This window comes from Zemynaea arenosa (genome assembly GCF_004614185.1).
Classification (GTDB): domain Bacteria; phylum Pseudomonadota; class Gammaproteobacteria; order Burkholderiales; family Burkholderiaceae_D; genus Telluria; species Telluria arenosa.
Genome location: NZ_SPVF01000233.1, coordinates 1 through 17,457 on the forward strand (window position 1 = coordinate 1; position 17,457 = coordinate 17,457).

Genomic DNA, 17,457 nt, shown 5'->3' on the forward strand with positions numbered 1-17,457 from the left:
GAGGCACGCCAGCGCGCCAGCCTGGATGTGGTGCCGGACGCGCTGCTGGCGGTCGACCCGGAGGGCCGCATCCGTTACGCCAACCCGCCCTGCGCCACGCTGTTCGGCTACACGCCGGAGGAACTGGCCGGGCTGCAGGTCACCCGGCTGGCGCCCGGCATCCAGAGTGCGGCGAGCCCGAACCGCATCTTCACCGCCTGGCGCAAGGACGGCTCCCAGTTCCAGGCGGAGGTCAACCAGGGCCTTTGGCTGCACGAAGGCCAGCGTCTGACGCTGGTGGCGCTACGCCGCCGCGACTCCGCAGCCACGCCGCTGGCCGCCGCCCCGGCGCCATCCAGCGCCAGTTCGCGCATCGAATCCATGCTCAATGCGGTGCCCAGCGGCCTGCTGGTGCAGAACCGCGCGGGCCGGGTCCTGGACAGCAACGCCGCCGCGCGCCGCATGCTGGCGCTGGGCCCGTCGGCGCCCGCATTCTGGGCCGGGGTGCATGAAGACGGCCGCCCGTTCGAGAACCATGAGCATCCAGCGCGGGTGGCTTTCGTCACCGGCCAGCCGGTGCGCGACGTGGTGATGGGCGTGACCCAGCTCGATGGCAACCTGCACTGGCTGTCCGTGAACGCGGAGCCGGTGCAGGACGAGCGCGGCGAAGCTTTCATGGTGGTGTCTTCGCTGACCGACATCACCTTCCACAAGCGCAGCGAAGATGCGCTGCGCCTCTCCGAACACCGCCTGCAGCAGATCATCGGCATGCTGCCGATTGGCCTGTTCATCAAGGATGCCGACAGCCGCTTGATCCTGATGAACCCCGCCTGCGAGCGCCACTTCGGCTTCACGCTGGAAGAGCAGCGCCTCGGCACGGCGAAGAGCGGCTTCACGCGCGAGCAGCTGACGCGCTACCGGGCACTGGACCAGCAGGCCTTCGCCAGCGGTGAACTGATCGACCACACCGAAACGCTGCACAACAAGAGCCTGGGCCGCGACCTGCACCTGCGCGTGCTGGTCAAGGCCGTGCACGACGCGCAGGGCAAGCCGGACTACATCATCGGCATGACAGTCGACATCACCGCCAGCACCGCCACCGAACAGGAACTGCGGGAGCTGAACGAGCACCTGGAAGAACGCGTGCAGCAGCGCACGGAGCAGCTCGACCACGCCAAGAAAATGGCGGAGGAAGCCAACCGCGCCAAGGGCCAGTTCCTGGCCAACATGAGCCACGAGATCCGCACCCCGATGAACGGCGTGATCGGCATGGCCTACCTGGCCCTGAAGACGGACCTGAACCCGCGCCAGCGCGACTACCTGGAGAAGATCCGCTTCGCCGGCGAGCACCTGCTGGGCATCATCGACGACATCCTGGACTTTTCCAAGATCGAGGCGGGCAAGCTGGAAGTGGAGAGCGTCGCTTTCTCGCTCGATCACGTGCTGCAGACCCTGACCACCGTGGTGGCGCCCAAGGCTGCGACCAAGGACCTGGAGCTGGCCTTCGAACTCGATCCCGCGCTGCCCAGGACCATGCAGGGCGACCCGCTGCGCCTGGGCCAGGTGCTGATCAACTACACCAACAACGCCATCAAGTTCAGTGAGCGCGGCCGCATCCTGGTGCGGGTGGCCAAGGCGGACGAGGATGCGGGCAGCTGCCTGCTGCGCTTCGAGGTGAACGACAACGGCATCGGCCTGACGGCGGAGGAACAGGCGCGCCTGTTCCAGTCGTTCCAGCAGGGCGACGCCTCCACCACGCGCGCCTACGGCGGCACGGGCCTGGGCCTGGCCATCTGCAAGCAGCTGGCGCAGCTGATGGGCGGCGACGTGGGCGTGGAGAGCCGGCCGGGCGAAGGCAGCTGCTTCTGGTTCACCGCGCGCGTGGGCCGCATCGACGACGCGGCGCCGGCGCTGGTCCCGGCCGAGGGGGCGCGAGGCTCGGACACCGCGGATGCCGCCTACGCCGCCGTGCGCGGCACCCGCATCCTGCTGGTGGAGGACAACACCTTCAACCAGCAGATCGCGCTGGAGATGCTGCAGGAGGCGGGCGCCCACGTGACGGTGGCCGCCAACGGCCTGGAGGCGCTGGAGCAGCTGCGCAGCGCGCACTTCGACGCGGTGCTGATGGACGTGCAGATGCCGGTGATGGATGGGCTGGAGGCCACGCGCATCCTGCGCCGCGACGCCGCGGACTATAACCGTGACAGCGCGCACCACCCGCACAGCCTGCGCGTGATCGCGATGACCGCCAACGCCACCAGCGCGGACCGCGTGGCCTGCATGGACGCCGGCATGGACGACTTTTTGGCCAAGCCGATCCAGCCGCAGGTGCTGTTCAAGACGCTGGCACGCTGGCTGCCGGAACGCCCCGCACCCGTGCCGGCGCCGGCCCTGCCGCCCGGGCCCGGCTTCCGCCCGCTGGCGGGCGATCCGGCGATCATCGACCTGACCATCCTGGCCAAGCTCCTGTCGTACAACCAGGAGAAGGTGCGCAAGTTCGCCTTCAAGTTCCTGCAGTCGACCCAGGACGGGCTGGAGGAGATGGAGCGCGAGCTCAAGGCAGGCAACATCATGCGGCTGCGCGACCTGGGCCACCGCATCAAGTCCTCGGCCCGCACCGTGGGCGCGCTGGGCATGGCCGACCTGTGCCAGCGGCTCGAGAACCTGCCCGAGGGCGACGTGCGCGCAGAACGGGCCGCGGCGGCCAGCCTCCTGTCCCAGCTGTGGGAGCTGCTGCACAAGGTGACCGAGCAGGTGATGCAGAACACCACCTTCGCCAACGACGCCTGAGCCGCGCCGGCCGCGACCACCGGTTTCCGGCACGTTAGAACCAGCATTCCACCAGTGGGCCGCGCGGGCAGGGCATAATGCCGCGCATGACGCTTTCCTCCCTGCGCGCCCCGGCGCGCCCTCTGTGCGTGCTGGTGGTGGACGACGATCCGTTCATCCTCACGCTCATGCGCGACATGCTGCAGGCCGCCGGCCTGGACGACCCCAGCCACGCGATCCTGACCGAATCCGACCCGCTGCGCGGGCTGGAACGGGTGACCGCGGCCCGCCCGGACCTGCTGATCTGCGACCTCTCCATGCCGCGCATGAGCGGCATCGAATTCCTGGCCGCGGCCGGGAGCGCCGGTTATCAAGGCCAGGTGCTGGTGCTGTCCGGCATGGACCAGGAAGCGCGGCTGGCCGCCGAACAGTTGGCGCGGGCCCAGGGGCTGCGCGTGATCGGGGCGGTGCACAAGCCGATCGCACTGGCCGACCTGCGCGCGGCGCTGGCCACCGTGGCCTGATTCCGGCCCCGGCACGGCCGTGTTGCCCCAGCGACGCCACTGATGTGGTCGTGGCAACTTTTTCACGCGCCCGCCCGACACGCCCCAGGAAAATGGTATATGATTCGGCCAGAATCCCCGCCTGGCACCTCCCCGCCGTTTGTTCCCTGGTTGAAATTGCGCCGGATGCCCGCATCTTGGCAAACGTGCCACTGAAGTGCCCAGGCACTAACCCCACCTCATTTGAGGCATTGAGGAAGATATGAGCGAAAACATCAAACACATCAGCGATGCATCTTTCGAAGCGGACGTGCTCAAATCCGAGCGCCCGGTCCTGGTCGATTTCTGGGCCGAGTGGTGCGGTCCGTGCAAGGCGATCGCTCCGATCCTGGAAGAGGTGGCCAAGGAATACGAAGGCAAGATCCAGATCGCCAAGCTCGATGTGGATGCCAACCAGCAGGTGCCGGCCAAGTTCGGCATCCGCGGGATCCCGACCCTGATCCTGTTCAAGAACGGTGTCGCCGCCGCCCAGAAGGTCGGTGCCATGGCCAAGGGCCAGCTGACGTCTTTCATCGACAGCAATATTTAATCGTTGTAATATACCGCCCGCGGCAGCGCGCCCTGCGCTGCCGTTCTGACTAATCCGTATTCCCCCGTCGTTCCCTCCCCTACCTTAACTCTCCCGTCACGGGACTCTCACACACATGCATCTATCAGAACTGAAGGCCATGCACGTTTCCGCGCTGCTGGAAATGGCAATCGGCCTCGAGATCGATAACGCGGCCCGCCTGCGCAAGCAGGAGCTGATGTTCGCCATCCTGAAAAAACGCGCCAAGCAGGGTGAACAGATCTTTGGAGACGGCGCCCTCGAAGTGCTGCCGGACGGCTTCGGCTTCCTGCGCTCGCCGGACGCCTCGTACATGGCGTCCACCGACGACATCTACATCTCGCCGTCGCAGATCCGCCGCTTCAACCTGCACACCGGCGACTCGATCGAAGGCGAAGTGCGCACGCCCAAGGATGGCGAGCGCTATTTCGCGCTGGTCAAGGTCGACAAGGTCAACGGCGAATCGCCGGAGGCGTCCAAGCACCGCATCCTGTTTGAGAACCTGACCCCGCTGCACCCGAACGAGCCGCTGCGGCTCGAGCGCGAGATGCGCGGCGAGGAGAATGTCACCGGCCGCATCATCGACATGATCGCGCCGATCGGCAAGGGCCAGCGCGGCCTGCTGGTGGCGTCGCCGAAGTCGGGCAAGTCGGTGATCCTGCAACACATGGCGCACGCCATCACCGCCAACCACCCGGATGTGACCCTGATCGTGCTGCTGATCGACGAGCGCCCGGAGGAAGTGACCGAGATGCAGCGCTCCGTGCGCGGCGAAGTGGTGGCGTCGACCTTCGACGAGCCGGCCACGCGCCACGTGCAGGTCGCCGAGATGGTGCTCGAAAAGGCCAAGCGCCTGGTGGAGATGAAGAAGGACGTGGTGATCCTGCTGGACTCGATCACCCGCCTGGCGCGCGCCTACAACACCGTGATCCCGGCCTCGGGCAAGGTGCTGACCGGCGGTGTGGACGCCAACGCGCTGCAGCGTCCGAAGCGCTTCTTCGGCGCCGCCCGTAACGTCGAGGAAGGCGGCTCGCTGACCATCATCGCCACCGCGCTGATCGAGACCGGCTCGCGCATGGACGATGTGATCTACGAAGAATTCAAGGGCACCGGCAACATGGAGGTGCACCTGGAGCGCCGCCTGGCCGAGAAGCGCGTCTACCCGGCCATCAACCTGAACAAGTCGGGCACCCGCCGCGAAGAGCTGCTGATCAAGCCGGACCAGCTGCAGAAGATCTGGATCCTGCGCAAGCTGCTGTACGGGATGGACGAGATCGAGGCGATGGAATTCATCCTCGACAAGATGCGCGCCACCAAGACGAACCTCGAGTTCTTCGACATGATGCGCCGCGGCGGCTGACCTCTGTTCAGCTTGCTGCACAAAGCCGCCTGCGGGCGGCTTTTTCGTTTCTGTTTCCAGTTGAAGACGTGATCCGCGGCCGATGCGGCCATCACGGCGGAGGACTACGCTGCGCTCGCCGCGTTCTATGCGGAGGACGCGCCCCTGGTCAACCGGCCGGACGGGCGCGGGGTGTGCGTCATCGACAACTCCTACGGCACAGCCTTGCTTGACGCTATTTGATGTCGTTCAGGCGGCCGTGGCGGGCTTTCACTGCGGCCCGGTGGTCGAAGAACGGTGAACTCACCTCGGAGGATGACCATGCTGGACCAACACACTACGCCGGTGGACAGGGACCACCGAATCACGCGCCTCGCAACCCGGTTTGAGGCCATTCTGCCCGATATGGAAGCGCGTAAGGATGGTACGGCGCTGCCCGTCGCGCTCGCGGCACTGGTTGCCGACGCCATCGCAGACGCGGAGCGGCATGCCGGGCAGCGGGCGGCTGCGGACGCTGCGACCCACGCGCGGCTGATGGGCAGGCTGCCGCGCCGCTGAGGCCCTGATGGTCAACGGCGAGCAGGAGTTCGACGAATTGCGCCGCGCGCACGAGCGGCTGGAGGCTCAGGTGAATACGGTGTTGCCGACGCTGGCGACCAGGCAGGAAATGAAGGACGGCTTCGATCGAGTCGGCGAGCGCTTCGACAGGCTTGAGGAGCGTTTGGACAAGATGCAGGAGCGCTTCGACCGCAAGTTCGAGTGTCTCTACTACCTCCTGCTGGCCGGGATGGGCGCCGCGCTGATTGCCGCGGTCAGCATGTTCAACGCGCTCGCGGCGCGTCCGGTGGCGTCCGTTGCGCCCGCGGTGTCGGCTCCGCCCGCCCCGGCCCCGGCCACATCAGCCCTGGGCGCGCTGCCAGCCGGCACGGTGCTGGTGCTCAGCGTCCCCGCCGGCCCGGTTGCGCCCCCGCCTCAACCATAGTAGAATCGCGGGTTCCGTACCCACCCTGGCAAGTGATCGGCAATCGGGTCAAGAAGCGTGACGACCGACGAAGTGCTGGTTGGCTACCTAACCATAGCTGAGGCAACCATGAAGACCGACATCCATCCGGATTACCGCGAAGTTCTGTTCCACGACCTGTCGTGCGACTTCAAGTTCATCACCCGTTCGACCATCCAGACCAAGGAAAAGGCCGAGTACGAAGGCAAGGAATACCCGCTCGTCAAGATCGAGGTGTCCGCTGAATCGCACCCGTTCTACACCGGCAAGCACAAGATCGTCGACACCGCCGGCCGCGTCGAGAAGTTCCGCCAGAAATTTGGTTCCGTCGGTTCCAAGACCGCCGTCTCCAAAGGCTAAGCGACTCCGCCGCCATCCGAAAAGGCAGCTCCGGCTGCCTTTTTTTACGTTCCTACTGCATACTCCGGGTTGGTTAAAATAGCCATTTCCGACGAGCCGCGTTCTCGATGAAGCCTGTCCGCCTGCCTGCCGCCGCCACCCTTGCCCTGCCCCGCTGGGCCCTGATCGGGCTCGGCCTGCTGTACATCCTCCCCGGCCTGATCGGCCGCGACCCCTGGAAGGATGACGCCGGCAGCTTCGGCGTGATGTGGACCATGGCGCATGGCGGCCTGAACGATTGGCTGCTGCCCAACATCGCCGGCCTGCCGAGCGCGGGCGAAGGCCCGCTGGCGTTCTGGCTGGGCGCGCTCGGGATCAAGCTGTTCGGCTGGTTCATTGGCGACCTGGGCGGGGCACGGGTCTCGACCGCGGCCTTCTTCCTGCTGGGCGTGAGCTCGCTGTGGTTCACCGCCTTCCACCTGGGTCGCCGGGCCGAAGCGCAGCCGCTGCGGCTGGCCTTCGGCGGCCAGCCCGAGCCGACCGACTACGGCCGCACCCTGGCCGACACCGCCGTCCTGATCTACATCGGCTGCCTGGGCCTGCTGCTGCAGAGCCACGAAACGCTGGCCGTGACGGTACAGGGCGCGCTGCTCAGCTACTTCATGTACCGGGCCGTGCGCTACGTCGAACTGCCGAGCGTGCGCAATGCCGGGCTGATCGGGCTGTCGCTGGGCCTGCTGACCCTGACGCGCGGCTGGCTGTGCCCGGCGGGCGCCGTGATCGCCCTTGTTGGCTGTGCCCGCTATCTGGACATGCCGATGCGCCAGACCCTGCGCCATATGGCGATTGCGGTGCTGGCCGGGCTGCTGATCACGCTGGTGTGGGTGGTGCCGGCCGAGATCGTCCAGCCCTGGGGCCGCTCGCCGGTGGCCATGTGGCTGGCGTGGAACGCGTCCCAGATCGGGCTGCCGTCGGCGGCCTCGCTCACCACCCTGCTGCGCACCGGCCTCTGGTTCTCCTGGCCCGCCTGGCCGTTCGCGTTCTGGGCCATCTACGCCTGGCGCCGCCAGAGCCGCCTGCTGCACATCGTGCTGCCGCTGTTCCTGCTGGCCGCGCTGGGCCTGCTGGTGCTGTTCAATCCAGAACCGGAAAATGGCGACCTGCTCAAGCTGCTGGCACCGCTGGCCCTGATGGCCGCCTTCGGCCTGCCGACCATGAAGCGCGGCACCATCAATGCGATCGACTGGTTCTCGGTGATGGTGCTGACCATGATCGCCGGACTGATCTGGATGTTCTACATCGCCAAGCTGACCGGCTGGCCCGCGCAGCTGGCCAAGAACGTGCTCAAGCTGGTGCCGGGTTTCCAGCCGCAGTTCGGGCTGGGCGCCTTCATCGTCGCGGCGGCGGTGACGGTCAGCTGGTTCTTCCTGGTGCACTGGCGCATCTCGCGGCGGCCGTCCGTGCTGTGGCGCGCGGTGGTGCTGTCCTCCGGCGGGCTGATCCTGCTGTGGGTGCTGCTGATGACGCTGTTCCTGCCCGACCTCAACTACGGCAAGAGCTACGAGATCGTCGCGCACCAGATTGCGGACAAGCTACCGGACGGCGTGGACTGCATCGAAACCAACGTCGGCCCGGCCCAGCGCGCCTCGTTCGCCTACTTCGGGCACCTGCCGTTTGCCGGGCTGGAGCAGAAGCACTGCAGCGTGGTGCTGATCCAGGATTCGGTGAACGTGCGCGACACGCGCGAGCTCGACAAGCGTTTCCGCGACAGCTCGCTGAGCCTGTTGTGGGAAGGCCGCCGCCCCTCCGACCGCAACGAACGTTTCCGCCTGTACCGCCGCGGCGAATAACCGCGCCCACCGGCGCACAGACCCCGCATCCCTTATCGCAGCCGCCGCGCCCCTATTGCCGGCCGAAAAAACCCCGGGGACGTACCCCGCTCTGGGAGCGGGGTACGTCCCCGTTCTTCGCTTATTCGGCGGAATATATCGCAGCGCGCAACCCACTGATTCTTCTGTTTTTTTGAATATGTCGGCGCGTGCTAAATTGAAAAGAATCGGCGTTTTCTTACCCCTCTAATCCGGGGTACGTCCCCTGTCTGGGAGCGGGGTACGTCCCCGAATTTTGGTTACCGATTTTTTGCGGGCTTATGGGCGTTACACCTTCATTGGGAGGATCACCATCTGCAGGCCTTCGAGGTGCAGGCGGCGCTGGACCGCGAGCGCGGCCTGGTTGTGCAGGAGGCGGGTGAACCAGTTGTCCTTGGCGAAGATCAGCTTGCTGGTAAAGAAGATGGAGTTCGGGTACTCCTGGCTGATCTCCTCGCACATGCGCGTCACCTCGTCCACGGCGTCGGTCCCGAAGCTCAGGTAGGACGACGACGCCATCCCGTGGCTCTGGCAGAAGTCGACAAAGAACTCGAGGGTCTCGGCCGCTTCGTCGCGCATCTTCTCCATGGTCCCCTCGCCGCCATACACGTGCGAATCCACCGTGCGCGCATTGATGAACAGGAAGTTCTTGAAGTGGCCGGGGAACATCCGCAGCACCCACAGCAGCGCATGCAGACCGCCGCCGCGCGAGGTGCCGACAATGAACACCGCGGTCTGGTCGTCCGGGTTCGGCTCCTTGCCGTCCTTGTCCGGGCCGAAGGGCTGGCTGGCGAACACCTCGTCCACGGAATGGATCGCCTGCTTCGTCTCGCGGTAGTGGTTGCGGATCCAGATGCACAGCACCGCCATCGCCACGATGATCAGCGCGGTCGCCCAGCCGCCTTCCGCAAAGCGCTCCACCAGCAGGATCGCCAGGATGCCCGCGCAGATGATGAAGCCGGTGAGCGACAGCAGCAGCCGGCGCATCCAGCCTCGGTGGCCGCGGTTCTGCCACCAGTACGACACCAGACCCGACAGCGAAATCGCGAAGGTCAGGAACACCGAGATCGAATACAGCACCACCAGCAGCGTCACCTGGCCGCGCGTCCAGAACAGGATCGCCAAGGCGGCGATGCCCATCACGAGGATGCCGTTCTCGGTCACCAGCCGGGTCGACAGGTAGCGGAACTTGTGCGGCACCCACGAGTCGGACGCCATGTTGGCCAGCACCGACGGCCCGCCCAGGAAGCCGGTGTTGGCCGCCACGAACAGCAAGCCGGCCTCGAAGGCGAGCACGATCACCAGCAGCACCTGGTTCATGACCGGCCCGCCCAGGCCCATGCTGCCGATGATGGCCTTGAAAGTGGTGGCATTGAGCGTCTCGCCGGCCACCGGTTTCGCGTCCCACAGCAGGTAGAGCAGGATGATGCCGCCCGCCGTCACCGCCAGCGACAGGGCCATGTACAGCATGGTCATCTTGCCGGTGCGGACCCGCGGCTCCTTCAGCAGGTTGACGTTATTGGAGACCGCCTCCAGCCCGGTGTAGGTACCGCCGCCCTGCGAGTACGCCAGCAGCAGCATCCCCGCCACACCAGTCCAGCCGATGCTCCCGGCCAGGTCGGTGGTGGCCTGGGCAGTGGTCGGCACCAGCTCGGGAAGGTGGGCCGCATGGGCCACGATGCCGTACACGATCAGGATCAGGTGGGTGGCGACAAAGCCGATGAAGATCGGCAGCAGGATCTGGATCGCTTCCTTCAGCCCGCGCAGGTTCATCACGATGAGCACCGCGATGAAGAAGGCCTCCATCCACAGCTTGTAGGGCTGGAAGCCGAGCGGCAGGAAGGAGGCCAGCGCATCCACGCCGGACGCGATCGAAATCGCGATGGTCAGCACGTAGTCGAGAATCAGCGCGCAGCCCGACACCAGGCCGAGATAAGGGCCGACCAGCTTGGTTGCGACGCGATAGCCCCCGCCCCCGGTGGGGAACAGTTCAATGACCTGGTTGTACGCAAGCGCGATAATGAAGACGGTGACGGCCGTGGCCAGCGCCATGTACAGGCCGAGATGGGTGTGCATGCCGAGCGCGCGGAAGGTTTCTTCCGGCCCGTAGGCGGAGGACGAGAGGCCGTCCGCGCCCAGCCCGACCCAGGCCAGGAAGGCGGCCAGGGCCATCGAGTGGCGGGTTTCGGTTGCGAGGGGATCGAGCGCCTTGCCGAGAATGAGTTCCCGGATTTTCTTGTTCTTCATGAGCAAGCCGGGCGGCGGGGCGGCCGGCGGTGGTCGAAACAGTGCGCATCATACGCTGGAACGTGACAAGTTGGCACGGAAAGCGGGGCGGCGTCGCAGGGCAGGCCACTCCGGCATGACAGGCTAGGTTGCATGCTCTATAATGCTGCGTTCACAAGCCGGCCTCTGTGGCGGAATTGGTAGACGCACTTGACTCAAAATCAAGCGCCGAAAGGCGTGCCGGTTCGATTCCGGCCGGAGGCACCACTACTCCAGTTTGTGAAATCCCGAAAAACCCCGGAAAAGCCCTCTTCATAGGGAACCCGGGGATTTTTTTTTAACCTTTGTTTGAGGTAGAGCCCGGTATATCACCCCAAAACCCAGCTATCGTTTGGCACAAATTGGCACGAACTTTGGCACAAGCGAACTCTCTAACGGGTTTTGAGGGAGGCTCACATGTCAGATCCGATCAAGGTTGGGCGGCGGTGGAAGCACCGCATCATGGTCAACGGTAAGCGGGTTGCCGGAACCTTCGATACTAAGGCCGAAGCCATCAAATGGGAGGCTGAAGAACGCGTCAGGCTGTCCCGCAAGGATGGGATCCTCGCTCCGCCAGGCGCGACCTGCAGGGACGCGTTCCGCAAGTACGAACTGGAAGTCTCAAAGACCAAGAAGGGCTATCGCTGGGAGGCGATGCGCCTTGCTGCCATGGCGGCCTCGCCGCTCGGCAAAGTGCTCATTGAAGAAGTCAACCCGTCACACATAGCAGAGTGGCGCAATGACAGGCTTAAGAAAGTCCAGGGCTCAACGGTCGTGCGTGAGATGAATTTGCTCTCGCATGTTTTCACCATCGCACGTAAGGAGTGGCGCTGGATCAAAGAGAGTCCCACGAGGGACGTGCGCCGCCCAAAGGAAAACAAACCGCGCGACCGGCGGCCGTCAGAAGACGAGATCAAGACAATGTGCACAGTGCTTGGCTGGCCGCCGGACTCGAAGCGGCCACCGGTCACGGCCGGCCAGCGGGTCGCAATCGCGTTTCTGTTCGCGATCGAGACTGGCATGCGGTGCGGCGAACTGTGCCACCTTCGCCCGAACGACGTGGAGGGCTCGGTCGCGCACGTCGGCGATTCAAAGAACGACGACGCGCGCGACGTACCGCTATCGCAGCGGGCGCAGGAACTGTGGTCCTACTTGCCGCAGGGGTTCCAGCTGAAGGAAAAGGACGTGGACAACTGGTGGCGCAGGTATCGCGCCAAGACGCCGATCAAAGGTCTTCGCTTCCACGACTCCCGCCATGAAGCGATCACCCGACTCGCCAATAAGCTCAACGTGCTGGACCTTGCCCGCGTTATCGGCCATCGCGACATCAACCAACTCATGACTTATTACAACGCAACACCGCATGAGATTGCTGCGCGCTTGGGATGAGGCTTGCAGTTTCAGGATGACGCCCGCGCTCCAAAAAGCTCATTAAGAGTCCGGGCCATCATCTCCAGGGTCCCCAATTCACATGTCCAGGCATATCGCAGAAGATGCTGATGAGAGCCGTGCAGGACCACTTCGAACGTCACGTGTCCAAGCTTGTCGGAGGTCGCCGTAAGCCGGACGTTATGGTCCAAGTCTTCCCAGACTTCTTCATTGTCCCAACCTCGAGGGTACTGTGCCAACCGTTGGAAATAGTCGGCGGGGGACTGGACCTCGAAGGTCGAGGAGCGAGCACGGCCGAAAAAGTCTCGTGCGTCAAGCTCGATGATGAAGTCGCGCTCGCCTTCGCTTTGTATTCCCCCGTCAACGAACCGCAGTATCGCGCCGTCATCAGACGACTTAAATTCAACAACGGTCAAGATTCCTCCTCAACGTGCAGTATGTCGTTCGGCCCATGCTATCACTTCACGGGCCTTGTACAGAGCCTGGGACCGGGCGCCTGACGCCAGCGGTAGACGTACCGGCTTCGGAAAGCTCGGCAACGAGACCACGTCCTCCCGTATCGTATCGACGGACCTCTTCAGATATGCCGCGACCATTCTGGTGTCCCACAGGTCTATCGCAATGGGTAGAGACGGAATCTGGGGTTTCGATAGCTGCTCGAGGATCTTTCGCAACAGCTCTTCAACGTTCTCCATACCAAAACTCCGCAATGAATAGATGAGTTATCAAATCATCATTCATCTGCGGATTTCCCTTTTGCGCTAGTACCCTTTAAGGACCATATATTCGCCGTTCGGACCGAACCCACCTGCTGATTTGACGACCTGCACGCAGCGCCGTGCAGGTCGTCCGCAAGTGGTAACCGGTGCCCGTCCCGCCTTGGCGACCCAGTCCGCCGCTTCCTGCTTCTTGCTCTCCAAATCTTTCGTCAGCTGGGTCCGCTCTTTGATCAACGACGCGCTCTCTTCCAGAAGCTGCGCAACCTCATGCCTCGACCAGGCTGTAGCCGTCCAGGTACCGATCACAAGCAACCCGGTGAATGCCATTCCAATTTCCACCAACCACCGCGCTAAGCCGCGTTTCAAAACCACGACTGCCGTCTGAACGGCAGGTCCAAGTTGTGACGCTTCATCGAGAACGCCCTTGGTCTTCTCCACAACCGGATCGAACTTCTCGCTAAAAATCTTTACCGCTGTCTGCGCCCCGATGATGAAGTAGTCATTGGCAGCCTTCCCGGCCTGCTCATGGACCACCTGCGTCAAATTGGTCATCAGTGCCTTCAGTTGGTCAGCGTGCATCTCGGCTTCACGTGCCATCAATGACCGTTCAGCGGCTAGGCGAGTTGTCTCGGCCCGGAGCACGTTCAGGGCGTGGGCTATCTCCTTCTGCTGTTCGTCCACCACGGCCATCAGGCCAAACAGCTTCTCTTCCTGGGATTCGTTGCGATCCATGATTGACCTCGATATTGGGAATATTCGTCGTCGGTGATCGGCCCGCATCGCGCGCTTTCTTCTCCTGGCGTGCACGGAACCACACATCGATAGCGGATTCGATTTCGTGAGCGCTCTCCTCCTCTTGTGCCTTGTGCGCTTCGTACCGCTGGCGGAAAGCGGCCACGCCGCCTGCCGCGGCGGCTTTGATGGCGTTGAGCCTGTCTCTCTCCGCGAGAGCTGCAGCGAGGTCGTTTGAGAGGTCGAGCAGACCGAGGTCGATGGCCTTGAGCTGTCGCTCTGCCTCTCCCTGTGCCTTCGCTTCCGCGAGACGTTCCTGCGCCTCGTCTTGGATTCGCTGCCATACGAAGCTCGATCCTCCGCGGCGCACCAACGCTGATACCGAAGGCCCCAGGTGTGTCGTCGGCTCCCGGTTGATCCCTTGGGCCTCCAAGGTGCGGTGGTCGATTCGCTCCACCTGACCCGCCTTTTCCAGAGCCGCATTCGCGAGCGCCTGCCAACGCGGGCGCTCGCGGTCAGCCAAGTTCGGGAGGCCATGCTTCGAGCAGTGGATCGGATCCAGCTCCGCCACCTTCTTCCCGAGCGTCCCATCGGCGCCGACGGAACACGCAGAGAGAAGGATGTGAGCATGATGATTGCGCTCGTCTCCATGGCGGCTGGGAGCATGCAGCGCCAGGTCGGCCACCACGCCGTAGCGATCCACCAGCTCGCGCACGAACTCCAGCGCCAGCGCTTTACGCTGCTCGGGCGTGAGTTCCGATGGTAGGGCCACCTCCACTTCCCGGGCCACGACCGCATCGCCGCGCTTGTGGTGCTTCTCGACCGAATTCCAGAACGCGCTGCGATCGGTCCGTGCATCGCCTGGCGCCACAAGAATCGCATCTTCGATGCCGCGTTTGCGCGTGTAGTCGTGCACAGTGTCCGTGCGCTCATCGACGATGCATTCACCCGCTCGATATGCAGCCGCGCCGGTCGCGCTACGACCGCCGGCGCGGCTCACCACTTTCATCGACAAGTGAAAGATCGCCATCGCGCGCAGGCCGCCGTGGGGTGGCCGTTGGGGTTGGGGTTCGTCGCGCAGCGACCGCACGGTAATCCCGCAGGGATTACACTAAGTGCGCCCTTGCTTTGCTTCGGGAGTCTCCTCCGCCGCCTGCACGTCCTTGTGCCAGCTCACCGTCCTGCCCGCCAACTGCGTCTGTAATGAGACCAGCACAACTTTAGGAGGCAGCGTATGGAAACCCTGGAGCAGCGTATTGAGACAGCGAAGGAACGGCTCAGGAAACTGCAGCAAAGGAAGCTGCAGCTGGAGGCCCGCCAGCGTCAGCGGAAAACGAAGCAGGAACGCGCGGATGACACGCGGCGGAAGATTCTTATCGGTGCGGCTGTGCTGGCCAAAGTTGAGCGGGGAGAGTGGCCACGCGAGCGGTTACTGGCAATGCTCAACGCCTCCCTGACTCGAATGACAGACCGTGCACTGTTCGATCTGCCTGAGTTTCAACAAGATAAATCGAGCGCTACTAAAAATGAAAACATTACGATAGACTAAGTTATGAACAGTCCGCTATCGGTCGAAAGCGGACTCGTTGACCGTTATACAGAATGACTGGAACCAGCATGCGAAAGCCTGAACGTCCACCCGACTTGGAAGTAGAGTTACGCCTTTTCTCAACGGAAGAAGGTGGGCTGCAGCAATCGCTTCCACAAGGATGCCGCCTGCCAAACGATTTCGGGCTGGAGGGCGAGATGAACGACGGCATGTACATTTTCAAAGGTGATCCACCTGCGCCTGGTGAGATAGGGTTGGCAGAATTATGGCTGCTCGTACCTGAGCGCAACGCAGGTCGCCTGCAGATGGGATCGAAGTTCTATCCATGGCATGAGCGGTTGATCGGAGAGGGGACCGTGAGAGAAGTCATCAATCCGGTACTCCGTCTTCAGGTTTAACGGCACCTCTGCGGACGGCCGTTTTGGGTCGACAGCTGCCGTACAATGAACAGCTGAGATCGGCCAAGAACGGACGCGGCCGGAGCAAAACCGACGCGACTTTTCCCTTCATTTTCCTGTCCTTCTTCCACCGTCGCCTACAATGAACATGGCATCAGTCGCACGTCCTCCGGTGCCGCTTTTCGCCTCCGCCACGCACTTGCCACAACGCATCCCAAGTTCTTGATCTTAGATCATGAACGGTACCGGCCGGAGGCACCAGCCAGCTTGTTTTCCCTCTTCTGCTCCCCGTGATCGCCCCCCGGAATAGTCTGCCAGGAGCGGGTCACTGATCGCCCCGGCCTCCGCCTCTCCACATCCGGCTGATTGACGTGATAACGTTACGCGATGACTCTCCCGGCTGCCCCTTTCGTGTTACGCCCTTTCCGCCCATCGGACGCTGAAGAATTCGGCGCCGCCGTGCGCGCATCGCCCAGCGTGTGTACGTGGATGTCATGGGCGCGCCCAGATTTTTCGGCAGACGATGCCCGCAAGTGGTTCGCGTGGTGCGAGGAGAGCCGGGCCAATGGCACGGCGCATGAATTTGCGATCGTCAGCGCGGACGGGGAGCTTGTTGGCGGCGCGGGGCTGAATCAGTTCAATCCCACGCACCGGTTCGGTAACCTGGGCTACTGGGTGCGCGAATCGGCACAGCGGCGCGGGGCGGCGAGTGCGGCGATCCACATGCTCGCGCAGTATGCGTTCGAGGAGCTGAAGCTGGCGCGCGCCGAGATCGTCGTCGCAGTGGGGAATGAGGCGAGCGTGGCGGCGGCGCGCAAGGCGGGCGCACTGCACGAAGGGGTGGCGCGGAACCGGCTGCAATTGCACGGGCAGCCGGTCGATGCCCATGTGCTGTCGCTGACTCCACCGGCAGGGCGATGAGCCGCACGCTGCGGAGCGCGCTGCCCGCCGCGCTCCTCGCAATGACAGTGGCCCTCTTGGGCGCGGCCAGTGAACCCGAGGCAGGAGCCGCGCAAGGTGCGGCGCCCCGTGTGCCGGCGCTGCGCGGGATGGAGCATATACCGGTCGCGGTCCAGGACCTCGAGACAGCGCAGGCGCGCTTCCGGGCGCTGGGCTTCACGCTGAAGCCCGGCCGGCCGAATGCGAACGGCATCCGCAACGCGCACGCCAAGTTCCAGGATGGGTCGTATCTGGAGCTGATCACCGCGCCCCACGCCGTCGACGAGCTCACGGCCGCATATCGCCAGCATCTGGAGAGGGGCGACGGCCCGGCCTATCTCAGCTTGTATGTGAGCACACTCGAGGGGCTGGCGACCCGGCTGGCGGACCTCGGCGCGCGCAGCGACGAGGGAACCGTGACCTTCCCGCCGGGCCCGCTGGAGCCGTTCTTCTTCGGCACGCGCGCGCCCTCCCCCACTGACAAGCCGGAATACGTCGAGCACCCCAACGGCGCGCTTGGCGTGGACCGCGTGTGGCTGGCGCCATCCGACTCCGCGCCGGTCGAACGCATGCTGGTCCGGCTGGGCGCCCAGCTCATGCCCACTCAAGTCTGCTTGCCCGCCTGCACCACCGCCCGCACGGCGCACGTGGCACAAGGCGACCTCGTCATCCTGCCCGCCACCGCGCAACAGGTGCGCGGCCGGGCGATCCTTGGCGCGGCGATCCGGGTCATGAGCCTGGACCGTGTGCGCGCCGTGCTGCAGCGCAGTGGCATCCCCATCGGCCCAGACGGCGCGCTCGACCGCGGCGACAGCCTCCTTCTGCCCCCGCCACTGGCCAACGGCATGTGGCTGGAATTTCACACCACCCGGGCGGAATAGGAAAGCCCGCCCGGGCTCACGCGCGGACGGGCTGGTGTCGATTCAGGCGACGGCCATCGCCGCCGCGCGCTCAGAACTCTTCCCAGTCGGACTCGGAGACGACCTGGGCGCGCACCGGCTTGCGGCCGGCCGGCGTGGCGGACGTGGCCTCCGGCTTGGCCCGTGCCGCGCGGGTCCCGCC

At 64.4% G+C, this 17,457-nt stretch carries 16 protein-coding genes and 1 tRNA gene; 14 read left to right on the top strand and 3 right to left on the bottom strand.

All coding sequences use genetic code 11. From position 1 onward, the window contains the following. The 8 genes from E4L96_RS18195 to E4L96_RS18230 all read left to right on the top strand — a co-directional run. The coding region (locus tag E4L96_RS18195; protein ID WP_135208630.1) for a PAS domain S-box protein at window positions 1–2,769 on the top strand (2,769 nt) is incomplete at its 5' end. 86 nt (window positions 2,770–2,855) lie between these two features. Continuing rightward, a complete protein-coding gene (locus E4L96_RS18200; RefSeq protein ID WP_135208631.1) occupies window positions 2,856–3,272 on the top strand; it encodes a response regulator in 417 nt (138 codons plus the stop codon). 241 nt (window positions 3,273–3,513) lie between these two features. After that, window positions 3,514–3,840 (top strand): thioredoxin TrxA, encoded by a 327-nt coding sequence (gene trxA / locus E4L96_RS18205; protein ID WP_135208632.1) that lies wholly within the window; start codon window positions 3,514–3,516, stop codon window positions 3,838–3,840. Window positions 3,841–3,955: 115 nt separating this feature from the next. Next, window positions 3,956–5,218: a transcription termination factor Rho gene (gene rho, locus E4L96_RS18210; RefSeq protein ID WP_135208633.1), complete on the top strand. Its 1,263-nt coding sequence runs from the start codon at window positions 3,956–3,958 to the stop codon at window positions 5,216–5,218. 300 nt (window positions 5,219–5,518) lie between these two features. Next, entirely contained in the window at window positions 5,519–5,755 is a 237-nt protein-coding gene (locus E4L96_RS18215) for a hypothetical protein (RefSeq protein ID WP_135208634.1), read from the top strand. 7 nt (window positions 5,756–5,762) lie between these two features. Then, on the top strand, window positions 5,763–6,179 hold the full coding sequence (locus E4L96_RS18220) for a hypothetical protein (RefSeq protein WP_135208635.1): 417 nt from the start codon (window positions 5,763–5,765) through the stop codon (window positions 6,177–6,179). Window positions 6,180–6,287: 108 nt separating this feature from the next. Continuing rightward, window positions 6,288–6,557 (top strand): type B 50S ribosomal protein L31, encoded by a 270-nt coding sequence (locus E4L96_RS18225; RefSeq protein WP_135208636.1) that lies wholly within the window; start codon window positions 6,288–6,290, stop codon window positions 6,555–6,557. Between the two features lie 107 nt (window positions 6,558–6,664). Further along, a complete protein-coding gene (locus tag E4L96_RS18230) occupies window positions 6,665–8,386 on the top strand; it encodes an ArnT family glycosyltransferase (protein WP_135208637.1) in 1,722 nt (573 codons plus the stop codon). Between the two features lie 306 nt (window positions 8,387–8,692). On the opposite strand, the gene E4L96_RS18235 is transcribed toward E4L96_RS18230, so the two are convergent. Then, window positions 8,693–10,651, bottom strand: coding sequence for an amino acid permease (locus E4L96_RS18235; protein ID WP_135208638.1), 1,959 nt, complete (start codon window positions 10,649–10,651; stop codon window positions 8,693–8,695). A gap of 161 nt (window positions 10,652–10,812) precedes the next feature. Here E4L96_RS18235 and E4L96_RS18240 point away from each other — a divergent pair. Then, window positions 10,813–10,897: transfer RNA gene (locus E4L96_RS18240), tRNA-Leu, on the top strand. Between the two features lie 189 nt (window positions 10,898–11,086). Then, entirely contained in the window at window positions 11,087–12,058 is a 972-nt protein-coding gene (locus E4L96_RS18245) for a tyrosine-type recombinase/integrase (RefSeq protein WP_135208639.1), read from the top strand. Window positions 12,059–12,069: 11 nt separating this feature from the next. On the opposite strand, the gene E4L96_RS18250 is transcribed toward E4L96_RS18245, so the two are convergent. Further along, the gene (locus E4L96_RS18250) at window positions 12,070–12,474 is read right to left on the bottom strand and encodes a DUF6228 family protein (protein WP_135208640.1); all 405 of its coding nucleotides are present in this window, start codon (window positions 12,472–12,474) and stop codon (window positions 12,070–12,072) included. Window positions 12,475–13,384: 910 nt separating this feature from the next. Beyond that, a complete protein-coding gene (gene mobQ / locus E4L96_RS18255; RefSeq protein WP_135208641.1) occupies window positions 13,385–14,539 on the bottom strand; it encodes a MobQ family relaxase in 1,155 nt (384 codons plus the stop codon). A 204-nt stretch (window positions 14,540–14,743) separates the two neighbouring features. Here mobQ and E4L96_RS18260 point away from each other — a divergent pair, with 204 nt between their 5' ends. The 4 genes from E4L96_RS18260 to E4L96_RS18275 all read left to right on the top strand — a co-directional run bounded on the left by E4L96_RS18260 (window position 14,744) and on the right by E4L96_RS18275 (window position 17,276). Next, complete coding sequence (locus tag E4L96_RS18260; protein WP_135208642.1) at window positions 14,744–15,058, top strand: DUF8583 domain-containing protein; 315 nt, start codon at window positions 14,744–14,746, stop codon at window positions 15,056–15,058. A gap of 68 nt (window positions 15,059–15,126) precedes the next feature. Further along, window positions 15,127–15,456, top strand: a complete 330-nt coding sequence (locus tag E4L96_RS18265; RefSeq protein WP_135208643.1) for a hypothetical protein — start codon at window positions 15,127–15,129, stop codon at window positions 15,454–15,456. Window positions 15,457–15,843: 387 nt separating this feature from the next. Then, entirely contained in the window at window positions 15,844–16,377 is a 534-nt protein-coding gene (locus E4L96_RS18270) for a GNAT family N-acetyltransferase (protein WP_135208644.1), read from the top strand. 128 nt (window positions 16,378–16,505) lie between these two features. Further along, window positions 16,506–17,276, top strand: coding sequence for a VOC family protein (locus E4L96_RS18275; RefSeq protein WP_167758736.1), 771 nt, complete (start codon window positions 16,506–16,508; stop codon window positions 17,274–17,276). The last annotated feature ends 181 nt before the right edge of the window (window positions 17,277–17,457 follow it).

What these genes read in the sequence shown, in the direction of transcription:
- E4L96_RS18200 (WP_135208631.1), top strand. Translation starts at nt 2,856, where the DNA reads ATGACGCTTTCCTCCCTGCGCGCCCCGGCGCGCCCTCTGTGCGTGCTG.
- trxA (WP_135208632.1), top strand. Translation starts at nt 3,514, where the DNA reads ATGAGCGAAAACATCAAACACATCAGCGATGCATCTTTCGAAGCGGAC.
- rho (WP_135208633.1), top strand. Translation starts at nt 3,956, where the DNA reads ATGCATCTATCAGAACTGAAGGCCATGCACGTTTCCGCGCTGCTGGAA.
- E4L96_RS18215 (WP_135208634.1), top strand. Translation starts at nt 5,519, where the DNA reads ATGCTGGACCAACACACTACGCCGGTGGACAGGGACCACCGAATCACG.
- E4L96_RS18220 (WP_135208635.1), top strand. Translation starts at nt 5,763, where the DNA reads ATGGTCAACGGCGAGCAGGAGTTCGACGAATTGCGCCGCGCGCACGAG.
- E4L96_RS18225 (WP_135208636.1), top strand. Translation starts at nt 6,288, where the DNA reads ATGAAGACCGACATCCATCCGGATTACCGCGAAGTTCTGTTCCACGAC.
- E4L96_RS18230 (WP_135208637.1), top strand. Translation starts at nt 6,665, where the DNA reads ATGAAGCCTGTCCGCCTGCCTGCCGCCGCCACCCTTGCCCTGCCCCGC.
- E4L96_RS18235 (WP_135208638.1), bottom strand. Translation starts at nt 10,651, where the DNA reads ATGAAGAACAAGAAAATCCGGGAACTCATTCTCGGCAAGGCGCTCGAT.
- E4L96_RS18245 (WP_135208639.1), top strand. Translation starts at nt 11,087, where the DNA reads ATGTCAGATCCGATCAAGGTTGGGCGGCGGTGGAAGCACCGCATCATG.
- mobQ (WP_135208641.1), bottom strand. Translation starts at nt 14,539, where the DNA reads ATGGCGATCTTTCACTTGTCGATGAAAGTGGTGAGCCGCGCCGGCGGT.
- E4L96_RS18260 (WP_135208642.1), top strand. Translation starts at nt 14,744, where the DNA reads ATGGAAACCCTGGAGCAGCGTATTGAGACAGCGAAGGAACGGCTCAGG.
- E4L96_RS18265 (WP_135208643.1), top strand. Translation starts at nt 15,127, where the DNA reads ATGCGAAAGCCTGAACGTCCACCCGACTTGGAAGTAGAGTTACGCCTT.
- E4L96_RS18270 (WP_135208644.1), top strand. Translation starts at nt 15,844, where the DNA reads ATGACTCTCCCGGCTGCCCCTTTCGTGTTACGCCCTTTCCGCCCATCG.
- E4L96_RS18275 (WP_167758736.1), top strand. Translation starts at nt 16,506, where the DNA reads ATGGAGCATATACCGGTCGCGGTCCAGGACCTCGAGACAGCGCAGGCG.